A 17132-nucleotide genomic window follows, 5' to 3' on the forward strand; every position below is an offset into this window, starting at 1 on the left:
TGCACCTCCGCGTCCCGTGTGCGGGCTGCGTCCCATGCTGGGGGCGCCCACTCGAGGCCCGCTCCAGCTCGGCTCAGGACTCCGTCAGGACGGCGGGGCGGACCTGGGGCCGGACCCGGGCGGGGTGGACCCGGGATCGAGCGCCGCCCGAGCCGTCGCGCCGAGGCTGCCCGCATGCCGCGCCCGTCGAGCAACTCCCCGTCGCACCCGCCCTCCTCAGACACGGCCCCCGCCGCCGGTGACGCCGTCCTGCCCTATCCGCCGACCCGGTACAGCGCGACCGAGGTGCCCCCGGTCTACGCCGCGCTGCGCGGCTCCTGCCCGGTCGCCCGGGTGATCCTGCCGAGCGGCGACCCCGGCTACCTGCTGAGCCGGTACGAGGACGTGCGCCGGGTCCTCGGCGACCCCGCCTTCAGCCGGGCCGCGACCGTCCTGCCCGAGGCCCCCAAGCTCACCGCCCTGCCCTTCGACGCGGGCGGCCTGTTCACCCTGGACCCGCCGGAGCACACCCGGCTGCGGGCCCTGGTCGCCCGGGAGTTCACCCCGCGCCGGGTCGACGCCCTGCGCCCGCTGGTGGCCGCCGCGGCGGACCGGCTGGTGGACGCCCTGGTCGAGGCCGGGCCGCAGGCGGACCTGATCAGCGGCTTCGCCTTCCCGCTGCCCGCGCTGGTCATCTGCGAGCTGCTGGGCGTCCCCTTCGCCTACCGCGAGCGCTTCCAGGGCTGGTCGGACGCCCTGCTCTCGCTGACCGCGCCCAGCCCGACGGCCCGCGCCGAACTCCTGGCGTACCTCGCGGCCCTGGTCCGCGCCAAGCGGCGGCAGCCGGGCGACGACCTGCTGAGCGCCCTGGCCGGATCGGACCTGGACGAGCGCGAGCTGCTGGTGATGGCCATGACCCTGCTGATCGCCGGCCACGAGACCACGGCCGGGCTGATCGGCACCTCGGTGCTGACCCTGCTGCTGCGCCCCGGCGCACTGTCGGCGCTGCCGGACGACCTCGACGGCCTGGTGGAGGAGCTGCTGCGGTACAACCCGCTGGGTGACGGCGGCCCGCTGCGGGTGACGCTGCGCGACGTGGAGGTCGGCGGAGTCGTCATCCCCCGCAACAGCGCGGTCATCGCCGCCGTCGGCTCCGCCAACCGGGACGGGCGGGTCTTCCGCTCCCCCGACTCCTTCGACCCCGCCAGGACCGGCCGACCGCACCTGGCCTTCGGCCACGGCGTCCACTACTGCCTGGGCGCCGCGCTGGCCCGCGCCGAACTCGGGATCGCCCTGACCACACTGGCCCGCCGCCTTCCCGGGCTGCGGCTCCGGGTGGCGGCGGCGGACCTGCGGATGCACAGCGGACTGCTGGTCAACCGGCTGGTCGAGCTGCCCGTCAGCTGGTGAGCCGGGCCGCCGGGGCCCGGCAGGCCTCCAGGGCGGCGCCCAGCAGCAGCCCGCGGACCCGGTCCAGGTGGGCGGGCGCCCCGTGGACGTCGTCGAACACCGTGACCTCGCCGCGGACACCGGACCGGCGCAGCAGGGCGACCTCCCCGAGCGGCACGATCTCGTCCCGGAGGCTGGCGACGTAGTGCACCGGGATGCGCAGGCGCCGCAGCTCCTCGTCGGTCAGCCCCCAGCCCCGGACGTGCCCGAAGGCCGCCGGCGGCACCACCCGGGCGGCCCGGGCCAGGCAGCCGACCGTGGTCGCCGGCACCTGGCGCTGCCAGGCCCGGTCCTCGAAGAACTGCCGCAGCGGCGCGCCCACCGTCGCCACGGCGGTGATCCGCGGGTCGTTCAGGGCGCAGCGCAGCGCCAGGTGGCCGCCGAAGCTCAGCGCGATCGCGGCGGTCCGGTGCACGTCGGCGCGGTCGGCCAGGGCGTCCAGCAGCGCGGAGAGCATCCGCGGGCTGCGCAGGTCGTAGCGCAGGGTGTTCTCCCCGACGCCGGGCAGCTCGGTGACGGCGATGGCGAGCCCGAGGTCGTCCGCGAGGGCGAGCAGCGGGGCCCACTGCTCCTTGACGCTGACGATGCCGCCCAGCACGACCAGCAGCGGACGCGGCGCCCCGGCGTCGAGCCCCGCCGTCCAGGCCGCGAACCGCCCGCCGTCGAGGGTCACCTCCAGCCGTCCGACCCGGCCCTGCTGTTCGCCGCGCCAGCGCTCGAAGGAGGCCACGCAGCGGTGCTGCGCGAGCGTCCGGGGCTCGTCGCCGGGGTAGGGGAAGCGGCCGACGGCGTAGTGGCGGCAGGCGTCGAGGTGGAGGCCGCGGGCGGCGAGCCGGTCGCCCGCGGCGTTCCAGACCCGGCCCCAGGAGCCGGGGAGTTCGCCCCACGGGTGCACGATCCGGTCCAGGATCTGCCGGGCCTGCGGGTCCTCGATGCCCTGGGCCCGGGCGTGCAGCAGCGCGAGTCCGCGCAGCTCCAGCAGTTCGCTGCCGCGGGGGGCGGCGGCGCCGGTCCGGCCTGCGGTCGCGGCCTGGGCTGTGGCCGGTGGTTCGTGGACGGTCATGGCTGGTCCTCCTCCTGGGCTGAGAGCTGATCGGCGAAGTAGACGGGCTCCAGGACCCTGCGGCGCAGCGGTGCGGCGGCGTCCAGGGCGCGGTAGACGGTGCGGCGCAGGGCGGCGGCCGGTGGCGAGGCCCAGGTGAACAGGCGCTCCTGGCGGGCCTGCAGGGCCCGGGAGCGGGCCACGGCGGGCTGCCGTCGGCGCTGGTACCCGGCGAGCGCGGCGTCCAGGGCGGCCGGGCCGCCGTCGTGCAGGGCGGCCGCGGCAAGCGGGGCGAGGGCCGCCGCGTCGGCCAGGGCGTGGTGGACGCCCTGGCCGAGGACGGGCGAGAGGGTGTGCGCCGCGTCGCCGAGCAGCACCAGGCCGGGCTGCCACCAGGTGGGTACGACGGTGCTGAAGATGTCCAGCAGGGCGGTGTCGGACCAGTCCCCGATCTGCTGCCCGGCCACCCCGGACAGCTCGGGAGCGAGCTGGTCCAGCCGTTCCAGCAGGGCCGCGACGCCCTGGGCGCGCAGCTCCCGCAGGCCGCCCTTGGGCAGGTTGAAGCCGACCCGCACGGTTCCGCCGGAGTCGGGCAGCAGCACCGCGTGCCGGTCGCCGCGGATCCGGATCCGGTAGGCCGGCTCGCTCCAGACCTGGGGCAGCCTCAGCCAGAGCACGTCCCGCCGCAGCGGCGTGGTGGCGGCGGGCAGTCCGGCCAGGCGGCGGGTCGGACTGTGCCGCCCGTCCGCCGCGGCGGTGAGCCGGGCCCGGACCAGCCCCTCGCCGCCGGGGGTGGCGGCGCGCACGCCGACGGTCCGGCCGCCCTCGCGCAGCAGGCCGGTGACCGTCCAGCGCGGGAGCGGCAGGAAGCCGGGGTGCTCGGCGGCCGCCTCGGCGAGCACGGCCAGCAGCCGGGGCTGCGGGAGTTCCAGCGGGAACCGGTGGGCGTGCGGGAAGTCGGCGAAGGGCACGGAGAGCACGGTGCGGCCCGCGTCGGCGACCTCCAGCCCGCGCACGGTCAGCGCCTCGGGGGCCAGCCGGTCGAGCACGCCGAGGCGGTCCAGGTGCCACACCGCGTCCGGGGAGAGCGACTCGCCCCGGAACGGGCGCAGGCCGTCCGGCGCCCGTTCGAGCAGCGCCGTGCGCAGGCCGAGCCGGACCAGCGCCAGCGCCAGCGCCGCTCCGGCCGGGCCGCCGCCGACGACGCAGACGTCGGCATCGACCTCGGCGGCGGCATCGGCATCGACCCCGGTGGCGACCTCGGGCGGGCCGGTGCCGGTGCCGGTCATGCCGGCTCCCCGCTGCCCAGCGAGATCAGCGTCTCCAGCAGCCCCGCGTCCAGCATGGTGCCGGCCCGGGTGTCGGCGGTGTCGCCGAAGCCGGCGTCGTACAGGGCCCAGCTGACGGTGTAGACCCCGTCGATCCGGCAGGAGCCGAGCTCCCACTCGTCGCCGGTGCCGGGCGTCCCGTCCGGGCGCAGCACCTGCAGCGGCCGCCCGGCCGGTCCGAAGCCGAACTCGTTGAAGCGGAAGCGCAGGCCCTGGCCGATGGCCTTGCTGTAGGCCTCCTTGAGGGTCCACAGCCGGACCATCTCCTGGTTGCGCTCCGGTTCGGGCACCTGGGCCAGCCGGGTCCGTTCGTAGGGCGTGCAGACCTGCCGCTCGATGCCCGGGGCGAGCATCATCCGGTCGGCGAGTTCGGCGTCCACGCCGATCCAGCCGCGCCGGGTGGTGCCGACCAGCAGCAGTTCCTCGGTGTGGCTGAGGCTGATGTCGATCTGGTCGCAGCCGCGCAGGTAGGGCCGGCCGCCGGGTTTGTAGGCCAGTTCCACCGACTCCGGCGGGGCCTGCAGGGCCTGCCCGGCCACGTGTTTGAGCAGCAGCCGGGAGGCCGCGAACCGGGCCTTGACCTGGCGGTGCCTCATGGCCTGGTAGCGCGGCCAGTCCTGGCCGAGCGCCCGTTCCAGGCCCGGGTCGCCGAGGTCGGCCGGAACCCAGTCCTCCAGGCGGCCGTGGACCAGGGCGCTGCCGCGTTCGCGCAGCGCCTCAAGGTAGGACTGCCAGGGGCCCTCCGGCCCGGTCAGCCGGATCGGCCTGCCCAGGACCGTCGAGGGGGTGTCGGGGGTCGTCCCACCCGCCGGGAAGAGCGGCATCGCATGCCTCCAGTAGCTGGACGATCTCCTCGAGGACGTCCGCTGCCGCAGCGCCGTCGATGACCCGGTGGTCGAAGGTCAGGCCGAGCCGCAGGACCGGCACGGTGGTGGTCCCGGCCGGTCCCGCGACGGGCCTCGGGGCGATCCGGCCCGCCGTCAGCGTGACCGCGGTGCCGCCGTAGGAGTGGAAGGTGTCCACCCGGCGGTGGCCGAGGGAGCTCACCGAGAAGGTGCCGAGCAGGTCGGCCCTGCGCCCGGGCCGGGCCACCGCGGCGCGGAACGCCAACCGGCCCAGGGGCGGCGGCAGCCGGTCCAGCAGCCGGACCCCGGCCGCGCCCGGCAACTCCTCCAGCGGGGCGTCCCGGCAGCGGTCGACCAGGCGCTGCAACGCGGGCAGGCCGAGCCGGTCGGCGTCCCGGAGCACCGCGGTGTGGACGGCGCGGCCGTGCGGGGTGTCGCGGTCCAGGGCGAGCTTGGCGTGCACCCGGTCGTGGCGCACGGTGCGCGGGAGGAGCCGGCCGGCGGCGCCGGCGTTGGCCTCCGGATGCGCGGCCAGCACCCGGGCGCCCGCGTACAGCAGGTAGCTGACGACGGAGTAGGACGCGCCCCGCTCGCGGGCGGCGGCGCGGTGCCGCTGGACGCCGGTCATCACCACGTCCGCGCCCAGGTGCACCGGCGCCGCGCCCCGGGACCAGTCCAGGAAGTAGCGGGTGTGCCGGCGCGCGCGGTCGGCGCCGGTCACCGGGCCACCGCCAGGGCGCGGATCTGCTCCAGGCTGTCGGCGGCGAGGACGTCGGCCACCGGCAGCGGCCGCCCGCACGCCTCCTCCAGCACGCCGATCAGGCGCAGCAGCAGCATCGAGTCCCAGCCGGGCAGCGACTCCAGCGGCAGCGCGGCCATCCCCGGTTCCAGGTCCAGGCCCAGTTCGGTGTTGAGCAGGGCGATCAGGTCGGGTGCGTCGTTCACGGGGCCGCCTCCATGCGGATGTGCTCGGGGACGCGGGAGGACCCGCCGTCGGACAGGCGCAGCAGCTCGCCCTCCCCGGCGACGAAGCCGTGCCGCCGGTAGAGGTCGAGCACGGCGCTGTTGGACCGGTTCGGCCGCAGCCGGGCGCTGATCCGCCGCGCCCCGGCCCGGCGGGCGGCCGCGACGAACGCGGCCACGCAGGCGTCCTCGACCCCCCGGCCCAGGGCGCGGCAGCTCAGTACCAGGTCGTCCAGGGTCCAGGCGTCGTCGGCGGCGGTGACGAAGAGCGCGCCGACCAGGCCCTCGTCGCCGAAGCGGTCCTGGACCCGGACCGCGAGGACCGGCCCGTGGGCCAGCGCGGCGCGGACCTCGGACGGCTGGCGGCGGCTGCCGGTGGCGTTGAGGCGGTTGGTGCGCAGGGTGAGCTGGGAGGTGCGGGCGAGGTCGTCGGGCCGGACCGGGGCGAGCGAGACCACCACCTGGAGCGAGCGCAGGTAGGCGCCGTGGTCCAGGGCCTGGACGCCGGCCCGGGCGCGGCGCAGCCGTCCCTGGTAGCGGGCGGGGCGGGCGCGGTCGTCGTCGGTGAGCCGCAGGGCGTCGAACCAGCCGTCGGCGAGCAGCCGTTCCAGGTGCAGGGCGGGCTCGGCGTCGAGAGGCAGCACGGTCACCTCCGGCAGCACCGCGGCGACCAGCCCCTGTTCGACCGGGCTGTCGTCGGCGAACACCAGGGCGTCGGCGCCGAGCCCCAGGGCGTCCGCGAGGTCCAGCAGGGCCTCCGGCTTGGGCCCCCAGCCGGACCGGATCGCGGCGAAGTCCGGCTCGCGCAGCTGGAGTCCGGGGTGGTCCCGGAGCACCGCCCGGACCGTCTCCTCGTCGTTCTTGCTGGCCACCGCGAGCAGCACGCCCTGGGCGGAGAGCTGCCGCAGCACGGTCTGCAACGCGTGGAACGCCCGCCCGCGCAGGCTGTCGGCGGCCATCACGCCGTCCGGGCCGTCGGCGTCCAGCACGCCGTCCCACAGCGTCCCGTCCAGGTCCAGCACCAGGCACTTCTTGGCCCGGCCGCGCAGTGCCCGGGCCAGGTGGGCGACCTCGCGGGCGTAGCCGGCGAGCAGGTCGGCGGAGAGCGGCGCCCCGGCGTAGACGCCCAGGCGCGGGTCGTCGGCGCGGGCGCCGGCCGAGGCCACCGGGTCGAGGTCGAGCACCACCACGCCCTCCCCCGGCGCGGAGAGCCGCAGCAGTCCGGCGTTGAACTCCCGCCAGGCGGCGCCGAAGGCCGCCCGCTGTCCGAGGTCCAGCAGCTGGTGGGTGTGCCGCCGCAGCAGCGGCACGGTGTTGAGGACCAGCACGCCGACCCGGCCGCCGCGGCGGTGTCCGGCCGCGAGGGCGGCGCAGGTGTCCAGCCGTTCGGCCAGGACCTTCGCCGCGTCGGCGGCGTCCCAGACCGGCGGCAGTCCGTCGAGCACGCTGAACGGGTCGAGCAGCAGCAGCGCGAGATCCGGCCGGTGCGCCGACAGCGGGCCCTGCGGGTCGGCCAGTTCGCCGACCCAGCCGCCGAACTCGCCCAGCCGGGCGTCCAGCAGCAGGCCGTGCCGGGCCAGTTCGGCGGTGAGCGGCGGGACGAGCGGCGCGGTGACCATCCGTCCGGCGGACAGGGTGACCCGCACCACCGGCAGGTCGGGGTGGCGGGCCCGCACGGCCGCCGGGTCGAGCCGGGCCAGCAGGGCCCCGGCCCGGGCCAGCTCCCGGCCGTCCAGGCCCCGCAGCACCCCTGCCACCTGGCCGTACTCCTCGGCGAGCACCCCGCGCGCGTGCAGCTCGCGCAACCGGGCGGCCCCGGTCGGTTCGGCGGCCCCCGTCGGTCCGGCGATCGCGGTCGGTTCGGCGACCGCGCGGCGGCGCTCGACGGCGCGGTGCAGGCGGGCGTGGCGGGTCGTCATACCGCCTCCAGGGCCAGCCCGGCGGCGATCCAGTGGCTGGACTCGACGCACAGGGCGAGCGCCCGGTCGCCCGGGGCGAGGCGTTGCAGCAGCAGCTCCAGCTGGAACAGCAGCAGGGCGTTCCCGGTGTTGCCGGTCGCGGCGACGCAGGACAGCTCCACCGCCCGGTCCGCGCCCAGCGCCTCCCGCAGCCCGGCGGTGATCCGCTCGGTCATCAGGCCGCCGAGCTGCGGCGGCAGCAGGTAGTCGAGGTCGGAGCCGGACCAGTCCAGCGCGCCGAGCAGGTCCTTGCCCTCCTGCCGGGCGAGTTCCGGCACCAGCTGCCGCACCGCCCGGTAGTCCTCGCTGACCGGCGGCCGGGCGTCGCCGCCCTGCCCGGCCGCGCCGTACCACTCCAGCAGCTGTCCCGGCGGCTGCCCGGGGCGGACCGGGCGGTGCCGGACGGCCCGGCACAGGGCCGCGCCGGGGCCGGGCTCGGCGGAGACCACGGCCGCGCCCGCGCCGTCGCCGAACAGCACGTGGTTGACCAGCTCGGCCGGCGGCATCCGCCGGAAGTCCCGGTCCAGTTCACGGTGCCTGGTGCAGAGGTCGCCCCCGAGGACCAGGCCGTGCCGGGCGCCGGTGCGCAGCAGGGCCTCGGCCAGCGCCAGCGCCTGGACGGTGCCGGAGCAGCCCGACTGCAGCTGGTACACCGGCACGCCGGAGATCCCCAGCCGGTCGGCGACCACGGCGGCGGTGGTCGGCATCAGCGCGTCCGGCGTGGCGGTGGCGAGCACCACGAAGTCCAGCTGCCCGGCGCCCAGACCGGCCGAGGCAAGCGCGGTGTCGGCCGCGCGGGTGCAGAGCCCGGCCAGGTCGGCCGTCCCCTCGGCGAAGTGCCGGGTACGGGTGCCGACGAAGCGGTCCACCCACTCGGCGGAGAGGCCCAGGCGCGCCTGGAGGGCGGCGTTGTCCACCGGCGGCCCGGGCAGCGCCCCGGCTGCCGCCCGCAGCAGCATCCGGCGCCCGGCGGTCATGCCGCGACCAGGGTGAGCTGCGAGTCCAGGTAGTCGGCCAGCGTCTCCACGGTGACCAGGCTGGACATCATCTCCGGGATGGACAGCTCGCCCAGCTGCGGATAGCTCTCCTCCAGCCGGTACTTGAGCTCCATGAACATCACCGAGTCGAAGCCCAGGTCGTCGTAGAAGCGGTCGTCCGGACGCACCTCCGCGCTGTCCAGCTCCAGCATCCGGGCGACGGCGGCGCGGACGCAGGCCGTCGGCGAGTCGAAGCCGGGACCGGCCGCGGGGCCGTCGGCGGCGGGCTCCGCGGCGGCGGGCGGCGGCCGGTGCCACAGCCGGACCGAGTCGTCGAACCGCTGCGGCGGCAGCGGGACCGGCACCCGGTCGGACGGGGCGTAGAGCGGATCCCAGTCGACGGGCACGCCGCCGCGGTACAGCTCCGCCAGCGCCTCGGCGAGGGCCAGGGCGCCGGATTCCCCGCCCCGGAACACGGCGGTGGCCGCCGTGCCGGCCGCGCCGGGGAGCTGCCGGACCATCCGGGTCAGCACCGGCTTGGGCCCCAGCTCGACCAGGTGGGTGGCGCCGGCTCGGAGCATCGCCCGGGCGGCGTCGGCGAAGCGGACCGTGCCGGTGAGGTGGGCGCACCAGTAGTCCAGGTCGAACCCGCCGTCCAGGACGCTGCCGGTCACCGTCGAGAACACCGGCACCCGGGGGATGCCCGGACGCGTCCCGGCGGCTGCGGCGGACGTTGCTGCGGCCGTTGCCGCTGCGGCGCGGAAGCCCGCCAGGGCCGGTTCCATCAGCACCGAGTGGAACGCGTGGGAGACCTTCAGCGGCGTGGCCGCCAGGCCCTGTCCGGCCAGTGCCTCCCGGATCCGGGCCAGCGCCGCCGCGTCGCCGGAGAGCACGGTGGCGGCGGGGCCGTTGACCGCCGCCACCGAGACCAGCGGCTCGGCCGCGACCAGCCCGGCCAGCTCCTCGACGCCCGCCCGGACCGCCAGCATGCCGCCGCCCTCCGGCTGCGCGTCCATGGCCGCCGCCCGGGCCGCGACCAGGGCCGCGGCCTCCTCCAGCGCCAGCGCGCCGGCGGCGACGGCGGCGGCGAACTCGCCGATGCTGTGGCCGAGGACGGCGTCCGGCCGGACGCCGAACTCGGCGAGGGTGGCGGCCAGGGCGCACTGCACGGCGAAGACGGCGGGCTGGGTCCACCCGGTCCGGTGCACCCGGGGGTCGGCGTCCAGCAGCAGGTCGGCCACCGAGCCGCGCAGGTGCGGTTCCAGCGCGCGGGAGGCGGCGTCGAGGTGGTGCCGGTAGGGGGCGGACTCGCGGTACATCCGGGCGGTCATCCCCGGGTACTGCGCGCCCTGGCCGGTGAACAGGTAGGCGAGCAGCGGCGGTTGGCCCGGCGTCGACCCGCCGCCGCCCGCCTCGGCGGCCGAGCGCAGGGCCCGTACCAGGCCGGCGGTGTCGGCCGCCGGAAGCGCGATCCGGTGCGGCAGCCCGACGCGCACCCGGTTGCTGCTCCAGCAGAGCGGCGCGACCGGCTCCGCCACCCGGTCGGCCAGCGCCTCGGCCTGGGCCAGCAGGTTCCGCCGCAGGCCCGCCGCGTCGACCGAGGTCAGCGTGAACACCCCCGGCGCGGCCGGGCCCTGACCCGCCCCGGTCGGCTGCGGTGCGCTCACGGGCGCGGTGCTGAGCACCGCGTGCGCGTTGCTGCCGCCCATGCCGAAGCTGGACACCGCCGCCAGCACCTCGGCGTCCGGCGGCAGCGGCAGCGGGGCGTCGAGCAGTCTCAGCCCGTGGCCGCGCAGGTCCAGCGCGGGGTGCTCGCCGCCCGGGGTGCGCACCGGCGGCACCACCCGGTGGCGCAGCGCCAGCACCACCTTGATCAGCCCGGCCAGGCCGGCCGCGCCCTCGGTGTGGCCGATGTTCCCCTTGAGCGAGCCGACCCCGCAGGGCGTCTGCCGGTCCCCGCCGTACACGTCGCCCAGGGCCCGGGCCTCGATCAGGTCGCCCACCGGGGTGCCGGTGCCGTGCGCCTCGACCCAGCTGATCCGCCCCGGGTCCACTCCCGCCCGGCGGCAGGCGGCCAGCATGACCTCGCGCTGGGCCCGCCGGGACGGCGCCATCATGCCGTTGCTGCGACCGTCCTGGTTGACCGCGCTGCCGCGCAGCACCGCGTGCACGGTGCTGCCGTCGGAGCGCGCGTCGGCCAGCCGCCGCAGCACCACCACGCCGACGCCCTCGGCCCGGCCGATGCCGTCGGCGCCCGCGCCGAAGGGCTTGCAGCGTCCGTCCGGCGCGGCCAGCCCGGCCTGGTCGTAGATCTCGTCGAGGACGTCCGACATCACCAGGTTGACCCCGCCGACCAGGGCCGTGTCGCAGTCCCCGGCCCGCAGCGCGGAGGCCGCGAGGTGGACCGCGACCAGGGCCGAGGAGCAGGCCGAGTCCACGGTGAGGCTCGGGCCGCGCAGGTCGAGCTGGTACGACAGCCGGTTGGCCAGCATCGAGCGGCCCGCTCCGGTCCCGGTGCGCGGGGTGATCTCGGCGCCGCTGTCCAGCTGCAGCCGGGACCAGTCGTCGGCCATCGCGCCGACGAAGACGCCGGTGGCGCTGCCGGCCAGCCGCGGCGGGTTGAGCCCGGCGTCCTCCAGGGCGCGCCAGGCGGTCTGCAGCAGCAGCCGCTGCTGTGGGTCCATGGCGGCGGCCTCGGCCAGGCCGATGCCGAAGAACGCGTGGTCGAAGGCGTCCGCGTCGGCCAGGAACCCGCCGTGGGTGTCCCGGCCGCCCCCGCGCGAGGGCGGCCGTTCGCCGACCGCGTCGCCGCCGGTGAGCAGCAGCCGCCAGAGCGCTTCGGGGTCCGCGCCGCCAGGGAAGCGGCAGTCCAGGCCGATGACGGCGACGCCGGCGGTCACCGGACCACGCCCTCGGCCGACTCGCGGGCGAGGAAGCGGGCCAGCGCCTCCACGGTGGGATGGTCCCAGGCGACGGTGGGCTCCAGGTACATCCCGAAGGCCTCCTCGATGTCCCCGAAGAGGCTGAGCGCGGCGACCGAGTCCATGCCGTACTCGGCGAAGGGGGCGCTGACGTTGATCTCCTCCTGCGGTCGCCGCACGTAGCGGCTGACCCGCTCGATCAGCCAGTCATGGAACTGGTGCTCGGTGAATCCAGGCATCACGTCTCCCCTTGTCGTCCCGCGAGTGGCGTGTCGTACAGGTCGTAGCTGCGGGCGCTCCGGTGCCGCCGGAGGACTTCCTCGAGCATCCAGTCCACCTCCTGGCCCGCCCCCTCGGGCAGCGCCCGGCCGAGCCGCCGGACGACACGGGCGAGCGCCGACGTCAGCCACCGCGGATCGGCGAGGAAGCCGGAGGGCTGCGCCTGCTGTTCCAGCCACACGTTGAGGCAGGCCGATCCGGCCAGCACCAGGGTGTAGCGGTCGGCCACCGCGTAGGCGTGCGGGCTGGCCAGCGCGGTGTGGTCCTGCGGGCTCAGCTCCAGGACCTCCCCGCGGCACCGGTGCAGTTCGTCGACCAGGGTGCGGACCATGGCCCGAACGGCGGTCAGCTCGCTGCCGCTCCCCTCGGGGCCCTCCAGCCGGTCGGCTCCGGACAGCAGCGAGGCGACCAGCGCGTCCTGGTCGGCGGCCAGCGCCAGCCGGTCGGTGTCCAGCGGCGGCAGGTCCTCGTGGGCCCGGAACAGCGCCGGCGGGGCCGCCTCGCCCAGCGTCCAGGAGCGTCTGGCGAGCCGGGGCAGCTGGGGGATGATGGTGGCCTGGCAGGCGGCGGAGCCGGCGTGGCCCAGGCTGGTCACGGGGAGGTCCCGGACGTGCTTCTGGAACACCCCGTAGTCCCCGTTCCTGACGTAGAAGCTGGCCCCGAGCACGATCGACAGGTCGTAGCCGGCCTCCTGCAGCAGCTTGGGCACCAGGTACTTGACGGCGGCGGCGTAGACGCTGGTCTGGCCGGGCAGCAGGTGCACCGCCCGGGTCGCGGCCAGGCACAGGCAGTCGCAGACCAGCAGGTCGGCGAAGGCGCCGACGATGGTGGACCGGACGTGCGGGATGCCCAGCAGGGTGCGTCCGTACAGCTCCCGCTGCCGGGCGAATCCGACGACCGTGCGCAGCGCCGTGTCGGCGCCCCCGAGCACCATGCCGGGCACCACGCTGCGGGTGATCTGGAAGGACCGCAGCGCGATCTCCACCGCCTCGCCGCGTCGGCCGACCAGGGCGTCCCCGGGCAGCGGGCAGCGGCGGAAGGCGAATCCGCCGATCTCGCAGCCGCGCACCCCGGTGGTGCGGTAGCGCGGCAGGTGCTCGAAGCGGTCGGCGGGCAGGGCCGCCTTGTCGACCAGCAGCACCGAGTGGCTGCGCGGCCCGGCCTCGTTGGCGGTGCGGCTGAACAGCACCAGCGCCTCGGCCCGCTCGGAGTTGTTGATGACCTCCTTGCGGCCGTCGAGCAGGAAGTCCGCGCCGTCGGGGAGGGCGGCGAACTCGTTGCGCACGAAGTCGTTGCCGTGGGCCAGTTCGTGGTAGGCGATGGCCAGTCGGCCGCCGCCGAGCAGCAGGTCGGCGGTCCAGCGCTGCTGCGGCTCGCTGCCTGCGGCCCAGACCGCGACCGCGGCCAGGAAGGAGGTCACGCCGTAGCCGAGGCCGAGGGCGGGGTCGCGGCGGAAGACCGGGCGCAGCACCCGGGCCAGGTTGTCCGCCCGGTCCAGCCGTCCGCCGAGTGCGCGGGGGACGAACTCCGCGTTCAGCCCGAAGCCGGTGAGCGCCTGCTCGGCCTGCGGGACCAGTTCGCCGCGCTCGTCGGCGGCGAGGACCGCCGCGTTCCCGAAGGGGTTGTCCGGGTCGTGCGGGTCGCCGAGCAGCTGTTCCAGTGCGGCGATCCGCGCGGAGACGGCGGCCTCGGCGGGGTCGGCGAGCGTCCGGTTGTCGTCCCTCAGCATGGCGGCCGTCCCTCGGCGATCGGGCAGGGCAGCAGGGAGAACAGCGTGCCCTCCCTGTGGTGGGCGGTGCACTGCCGGTACAGGCAGGCGGTCAGGGCGTCGTCGCGGCCCGGACGGTCGGGGCGGGCACCGAGGTGGTGGTGCACCCGGGCCAGCGCGGCTTCCAGCCACAGGCCGTCCCGCCACAGCGCTCCGGTGGGGCCGTCCTCGGCGGAGGCGGCGGTGTGCTGCCACAGTCCGAGGGCGGCGGCGCCGGCGAAGCACAGGGCGTAGCGGCGGGCGTCCTCGAAGCTCTCCGGCGCCGCGTCGCCGACCGTCTCGGTCCGCCCGGCGACCCGCAGGTGCAGGGCGTCCGCCTCGGCGAGCAGTTCCGCGGCCCGGGCCGCGGCGCCGGCCAGGGCCGGCCGCTGCCGGGCGGCCGAGGCCAGCCGCGCCACGGTCCCCGGCAGCGTGCCCAGGATGCTGCTGCCGTAACGGGAGAGCAGCGCGAGCCGGTCGGGCGCGAAGCCGGGCAGCTCCCGCCGGAGGTCGAAGATCCCGGCCAGGTGCGGGCGGTGGTCGGCCGGGGCGAGGTAGTTGCGGGCGAGCGTCCGGAACTGCGCCACCAGGGAGTAGAGGTTGACCATGGAGTTGCCGTCGAAGACGCCGACGATCCGGTGGTCCCGGGCGAGCTTCTGGAAGCGTCCGTGGGCGTAGTGGTCGGTGAGGAAGGAGCGCGCGCCGAGCAGCGTCCCCAGGGCCGCCACGACGCCGTCCACCAGCGAGGGCACCAGGTACTTGGCGACCGCGGAGGTCACGCTGAGCTCGCTGGGCAGCGCCTGGATGCTGCGGGCGGCGACCGTGCTGAGCGCCTCGCTGAGCAGCAGGTCGGCGTAGGCGTCGGCGAGGACGCGGCGGGTCAGCGGCAGGTCGGTGAGCCGGCGTCCGTACAGCTCGCGCTCGGCCGCGAAGCCCACGGCCAGGCGCAGCGCCTGGTCCGCCGCGCCGAGGGAGAGCGCGGGGCACAGGGTGCGGGTCACCTGGAGGGACTTCAGCAGCAGTTCCGCGCCTCCGCCCTGGTCGCCGATGACGGCGTCGTGGCCGACCGGGGCGTCCTGCAGCACCACCCCGCTGATGTCCGCGCCGTGGATGCCCAGGGTGGGCACCTTGGGCAGGCAGCGGTAGGTGTGCTGCGGCAGTGCGGCCTTGTCGACCAGGAACAGGGTGAAGCCGCGCGGGCCGCCGGTGGGCGAGGTGCGGGTGAGCAGGCTCAGCAGCCGTCCCCGGCTGGCGTTGTTGATCAGCCACTTCTCGCCGTTGAGGCGGTAGCCGCCGGGCACCTGGTCCGCGGAGAGCTCCCCGGCCGTGATGTCGCTGCCGTGGGTGCGCTCGGTCAGCCCGAGGGCGACCTGGGCACCGCCGCGGACCAGCGCGGAGAGCCGCAGCGCGGCGCCGTGGTTCCCGGAGGCCCACACCGGGGCCGAGCCCAGGTAGGTCTTGGCGTGCGCGATGGCGACGGTGAGGTCGCGCCGGGCCAGCATCCGGACCAGTTGCAGCAGGTCCTCGTAGCTGGTCAGGCTGCCGCCGTAGGCGGCGGGGACGTAGTAGCGCGGCAGTCCCCAGGCGTTCAGGGCCGCGCAGGCCTCGGCGGGGAAGGCCTCCGCCGCGTCCAGCCGCATGGACGCGGCGTAGGAGAACACCGTCTCCGGGTCGGCGGGGTCGCCCAGCTCCCGGTCGAGGCGGGCGGCCAGTTCCCAGGAGGCATGGCGCAGGCCGGGCGTCCGGCGCCCGGTGGCGGTCGGCTGCTGCGCGGTCACCATGTCGGGCCCGCCCCGCTGCCGATCAGCTCGCGCAGCTCCGGGTGCAGCACCTGGTAGATCGGCTCGATGCCGCCCTGGAGCAGCAGCCGCCGCATCTCGCCGCGCTGGAGCTTGCCGCTGGTGGTGCGGCGGACCGTGCCGGGGCGCACCAGCATCACGTTCCAGGCCGGGATGTCGAACTCCCGCAGGATGCAGCGCTGCGCGGTGGCCACCAGTTCGTGCAGGTCCAGGCCGGGGGTTCCGGCCCGCCGCACCTCCTGGACCAGGACCACCTGGTCGCGGCCGGTGTCGACGCCGAAGGCCGCGCCGATGCCGAAGTTCAGGCTGGCCCGCTGGACGGCGCCCTCGATGTCCTGGGGGTAGAGGTTGCGTCCGGCCAGGATGACGATCTCCTTGAGCCGGCCGGTGACGTACAGCTCGCCGTCCCGGAGCACGCCCAGGTCCCCGGTGCGGAAGTAGCCCGGGTCACCGTCGGCGGTGGTGGCGTGGAAGGCGCGTCCGCTCTCGCGCGGACGGTTCCAGTAGCCGCGGCAGACGCTGTCGCCGCGCACCCAGATCTCGCCGACGCTGCCGTCGGGCAGCGCCCGGCGGGTGTCGGGGTCGACGATCCGCAGCTCGGTGTCGCGCACCTGCCCGGAGCTGACCAGGGTGCGGGACTCCGGCGCGGCGCTGTCGGCCGCGACCAGCCGGTGCGCGGCGAGGGCGGCGGCGTCCGCGGTGAACTCCGGCGCGATCCGGCCGGAGGGCCCCCCGGTGACCAGCAGGGTGCTCTCGGCCATGCCGTAGCTCGGGTAGAGCGCCTCCCGGCGCAGGCCGACCGGGGCGAACCGGTCGGCGAAGCGCCGCAGGGTGTCCGCGTTGACCGGCTCGGAGCCGTTCACCGCGGTCGTCCAGCGGGACAGGTCCAGGCCCTCGAGCTGGTCGTCGGAGACGCGTTCCAGGCACTGCCGGTAGCCGAAGTCGGGGCCGCCGCCGGTGGTCACCCCGTGGTCGCTGATCATCCGCAGCCAGGAGACGGGCTTGCGGACGAAGCTGCTGGGCGTCATGGTCACCCCGGTCGCGCCGAGCCAGAGCGGGTGCAGCAGATGGCCCACCAGGCCCATGTCGTGGTGGAACGGGAGCCATCCGCCGACGACGGAGGTGCTGTCGGTGCGCATCGCCCGGGAGATCGCCGCCTGGTTCGCCATCAGGTTGCGGTGGGCGACCATCACGCCCTTGGGCTCGCTGGTGGAGCCGGAGGTGTACTGCAGGAAGGCGAGGTCGTGCCGGGCCAGGTCGGGCATCCGCCAGTCGCCGCCCAAGTCCGGCAGCAGGTCGGTGGCCAGGCAGCGGGTGGCGCCCCGGCCGGCTGCCGCGAGCCGGCGGGTGACGTCGGGGACGTGCTGGGCGTCGGTGAGCACCAGCCGCACATCGGCGTCCCGGATGATGCCCAGGCAGCGCCGCATGTGCTCCGGCCCGCCGTCCGGCGGCGGTGCGGGCACCGCGACCGCCCCGGCGTAGAGGCAGCCCACGAAGCTCTCGACGAAGGCCCGGCCGTCGGACTGGAGCACCATCACCCGCTGTCCGGCGCCGCCGTGCGCCTGGATCCAGGCGGCGACCGCGCGCGCCGCCCGGTCCAGCTGCCGGTACGACAGCGACTGCGGCTCGTTCCCGTCGCGCGGTCCCCGGAGGAAGACCAGGGCCGTCCGGTCGGCGAGGTCGGCCGCCCGCGACAGCAGCAGTTCGGTGAACGTACGCGGTCTGTACACGGCTGATTCCCTTCGGAAGGTCCTCGGGTGCGTCCGGGACCGAGCGTGGGTGCGGGGTCTCGAAGCCCTCTCGAAGACACCTGGACGGTCCGGCCCGGAACAGGGCAGGCGGGAG

Annotated in this window: 13 protein-coding genes; 1 reads left to right on the forward strand and 12 read right to left on the reverse strand. The window is 76.3% G+C overall.

All coding sequences use genetic code 11. From position 1 onward, the window contains the following. Positions 1-174 precede the first annotated feature (174 nt). Positions 175-1389 (forward strand): cytochrome P450, encoded by a 1215-nt coding sequence (locus tag GXW83_RS23040; RefSeq protein WP_182444957.1) that lies wholly within the window; start codon positions 175-177, stop codon positions 1387-1389. On the opposite strand, the gene GXW83_RS23045 is transcribed toward GXW83_RS23040, so the two are convergent. From GXW83_RS23045 to GXW83_RS23100, 12 genes are read right to left on the reverse strand one after another with little or no spacing between them, the layout of a single operon-like run. Beyond that, positions 1379-2491, reverse strand: coding sequence for an alpha/beta fold hydrolase (locus GXW83_RS23045; protein WP_182444958.1), 1113 nt, complete (start codon positions 2489-2491; stop codon positions 1379-1381). The two genes, GXW83_RS23040 and GXW83_RS23045, sit on opposite strands and share 11 nt — an antisense overlap. Next, the gene (locus GXW83_RS23050; RefSeq protein WP_182444959.1) at positions 2488-3759 is read right to left on the reverse strand and encodes an FAD-dependent monooxygenase; all 1272 of its coding nucleotides are present in this window, start codon (positions 3757-3759) and stop codon (positions 2488-2490) included. The genes GXW83_RS23045 and GXW83_RS23050 overlap by 4 nt, the downstream gene beginning before the upstream one ends. Then, a complete protein-coding gene (locus tag GXW83_RS23055) occupies positions 3756-4622 on the reverse strand; it encodes a 4'-phosphopantetheinyl transferase superfamily protein (protein ID WP_182444960.1) in 867 nt (288 codons plus the stop codon). The genes GXW83_RS23050 and GXW83_RS23055 overlap by 4 nt, the downstream gene beginning before the upstream one ends. Further along, positions 4516-5364, reverse strand: a complete 849-nt coding sequence (locus tag GXW83_RS23060) for a 2-oxo acid dehydrogenase subunit E2 (protein WP_225447194.1) — start codon at positions 5362-5364, stop codon at positions 4516-4518. Before GXW83_RS23060 ends, GXW83_RS23055 begins: the two co-directional genes overlap by 107 nt. After that, positions 5361-5588, reverse strand: coding sequence for an acyl carrier protein (locus GXW83_RS23065; protein WP_182444961.1), 228 nt, complete (start codon positions 5586-5588; stop codon positions 5361-5363). Before GXW83_RS23065 ends, GXW83_RS23060 begins: the two co-directional genes overlap by 4 nt. After that, positions 5585-7525 (reverse strand): HAD-IIIC family phosphatase, encoded by a 1941-nt coding sequence (locus tag GXW83_RS23070; RefSeq protein WP_182444962.1) that lies wholly within the window; start codon positions 7523-7525, stop codon positions 5585-5587. The genes GXW83_RS23065 and GXW83_RS23070 overlap by 4 nt, the downstream gene beginning before the upstream one ends. Beyond that, the gene (locus GXW83_RS23075) at positions 7522-8541 is read right to left on the reverse strand and encodes a 3-oxoacyl-ACP synthase III family protein (protein ID WP_182444963.1); all 1020 of its coding nucleotides are present in this window, start codon (positions 8539-8541) and stop codon (positions 7522-7524) included. The genes GXW83_RS23070 and GXW83_RS23075 overlap by 4 nt, the downstream gene beginning before the upstream one ends. Then, a complete protein-coding gene (locus tag GXW83_RS23080; protein ID WP_182444964.1) occupies positions 8538-11441 on the reverse strand; it encodes a type I polyketide synthase in 2904 nt (967 codons plus the stop codon). Before GXW83_RS23080 ends, GXW83_RS23075 begins: the two co-directional genes overlap by 4 nt. Beyond that, on the reverse strand, positions 11438-11701 hold the full coding sequence (locus GXW83_RS23085) for an acyl carrier protein (RefSeq protein ID WP_182444965.1): 264 nt from the start codon (positions 11699-11701) through the stop codon (positions 11438-11440). The genes GXW83_RS23080 and GXW83_RS23085 overlap by 4 nt, the downstream gene beginning before the upstream one ends. Beyond that, on the reverse strand, positions 11701-13470 hold the full coding sequence (locus GXW83_RS23090; RefSeq protein ID WP_182444966.1) for an acyl-CoA dehydrogenase family protein: 1770 nt from the start codon (positions 13468-13470) through the stop codon (positions 11701-11703). The genes GXW83_RS23085 and GXW83_RS23090 overlap by 1 nt, the downstream gene beginning before the upstream one ends. Beyond that, positions 13464-15269 (reverse strand): acyl-CoA dehydrogenase family protein, encoded by a 1806-nt coding sequence (locus tag GXW83_RS23095; RefSeq protein WP_182444967.1) that lies wholly within the window; start codon positions 15267-15269, stop codon positions 13464-13466. Before GXW83_RS23095 ends, GXW83_RS23090 begins: the two co-directional genes overlap by 7 nt. Continuing rightward, the gene (locus tag GXW83_RS23100) at positions 15263-17017 is read right to left on the reverse strand and encodes a fatty acyl-AMP ligase (RefSeq protein WP_182444968.1); all 1755 of its coding nucleotides are present in this window, start codon (positions 17015-17017) and stop codon (positions 15263-15265) included. Before GXW83_RS23100 ends, GXW83_RS23095 begins: the two co-directional genes overlap by 7 nt. Positions 17018-17132 lie beyond the last annotated feature (115 nt).

Origin of the sequence: Streptacidiphilus sp. PB12-B1b (assembly GCF_014084125.1) — a bacterium.
Taxonomy (GTDB): Bacteria; Actinomycetota; Actinomycetes; order Streptomycetales; family Streptomycetaceae; genus Streptacidiphilus.

Coding starts and splice junctions, on each gene's coding strand:
- GXW83_RS23040 (WP_182444957.1), top strand. CDS start 175: ATGCCGCGCCCGTCGAGCAACTCCCCGTCGCACCCGCCCTCCTCAGAC.
- GXW83_RS23095 (WP_182444967.1), bottom strand. CDS start 15,269: ATGGTGACCGCGCAGCAGCCGACCGCCACCGGGCGCCGGACGCCCGGC.
- GXW83_RS23085 (WP_182444965.1), bottom strand. CDS start 11,701: ATGCCTGGATTCACCGAGCACCAGTTCCATGACTGGCTGATCGAGCGG.
- GXW83_RS23075 (WP_182444963.1), bottom strand. CDS start 8,541: ATGACCGCCGGGCGCCGGATGCTGCTGCGGGCGGCAGCCGGGGCGCTG.
- GXW83_RS23090 (WP_182444966.1), bottom strand. CDS start 13,470: ATGCTGAGGGACGACAACCGGACGCTCGCCGACCCCGCCGAGGCCGCC.
- GXW83_RS23070 (WP_182444962.1), bottom strand. CDS start 7,525: ATGACGACCCGCCACGCCCGCCTGCACCGCGCCGTCGAGCGCCGCCGC.
- GXW83_RS23050 (WP_182444959.1), bottom strand. CDS start 3,759: ATGACCGGCACCGGCACCGGCCCGCCCGAGGTCGCCACCGGGGTCGAT.
- GXW83_RS23055 (WP_182444960.1), bottom strand. CDS start 4,622: ATGCCGCTCTTCCCGGCGGGTGGGACGACCCCCGACACCCCCTCGACG.
- GXW83_RS23045 (WP_182444958.1), bottom strand. CDS start 2,491: ATGACCGTCCACGAACCACCGGCCACAGCCCAGGCCGCGACCGCAGGC.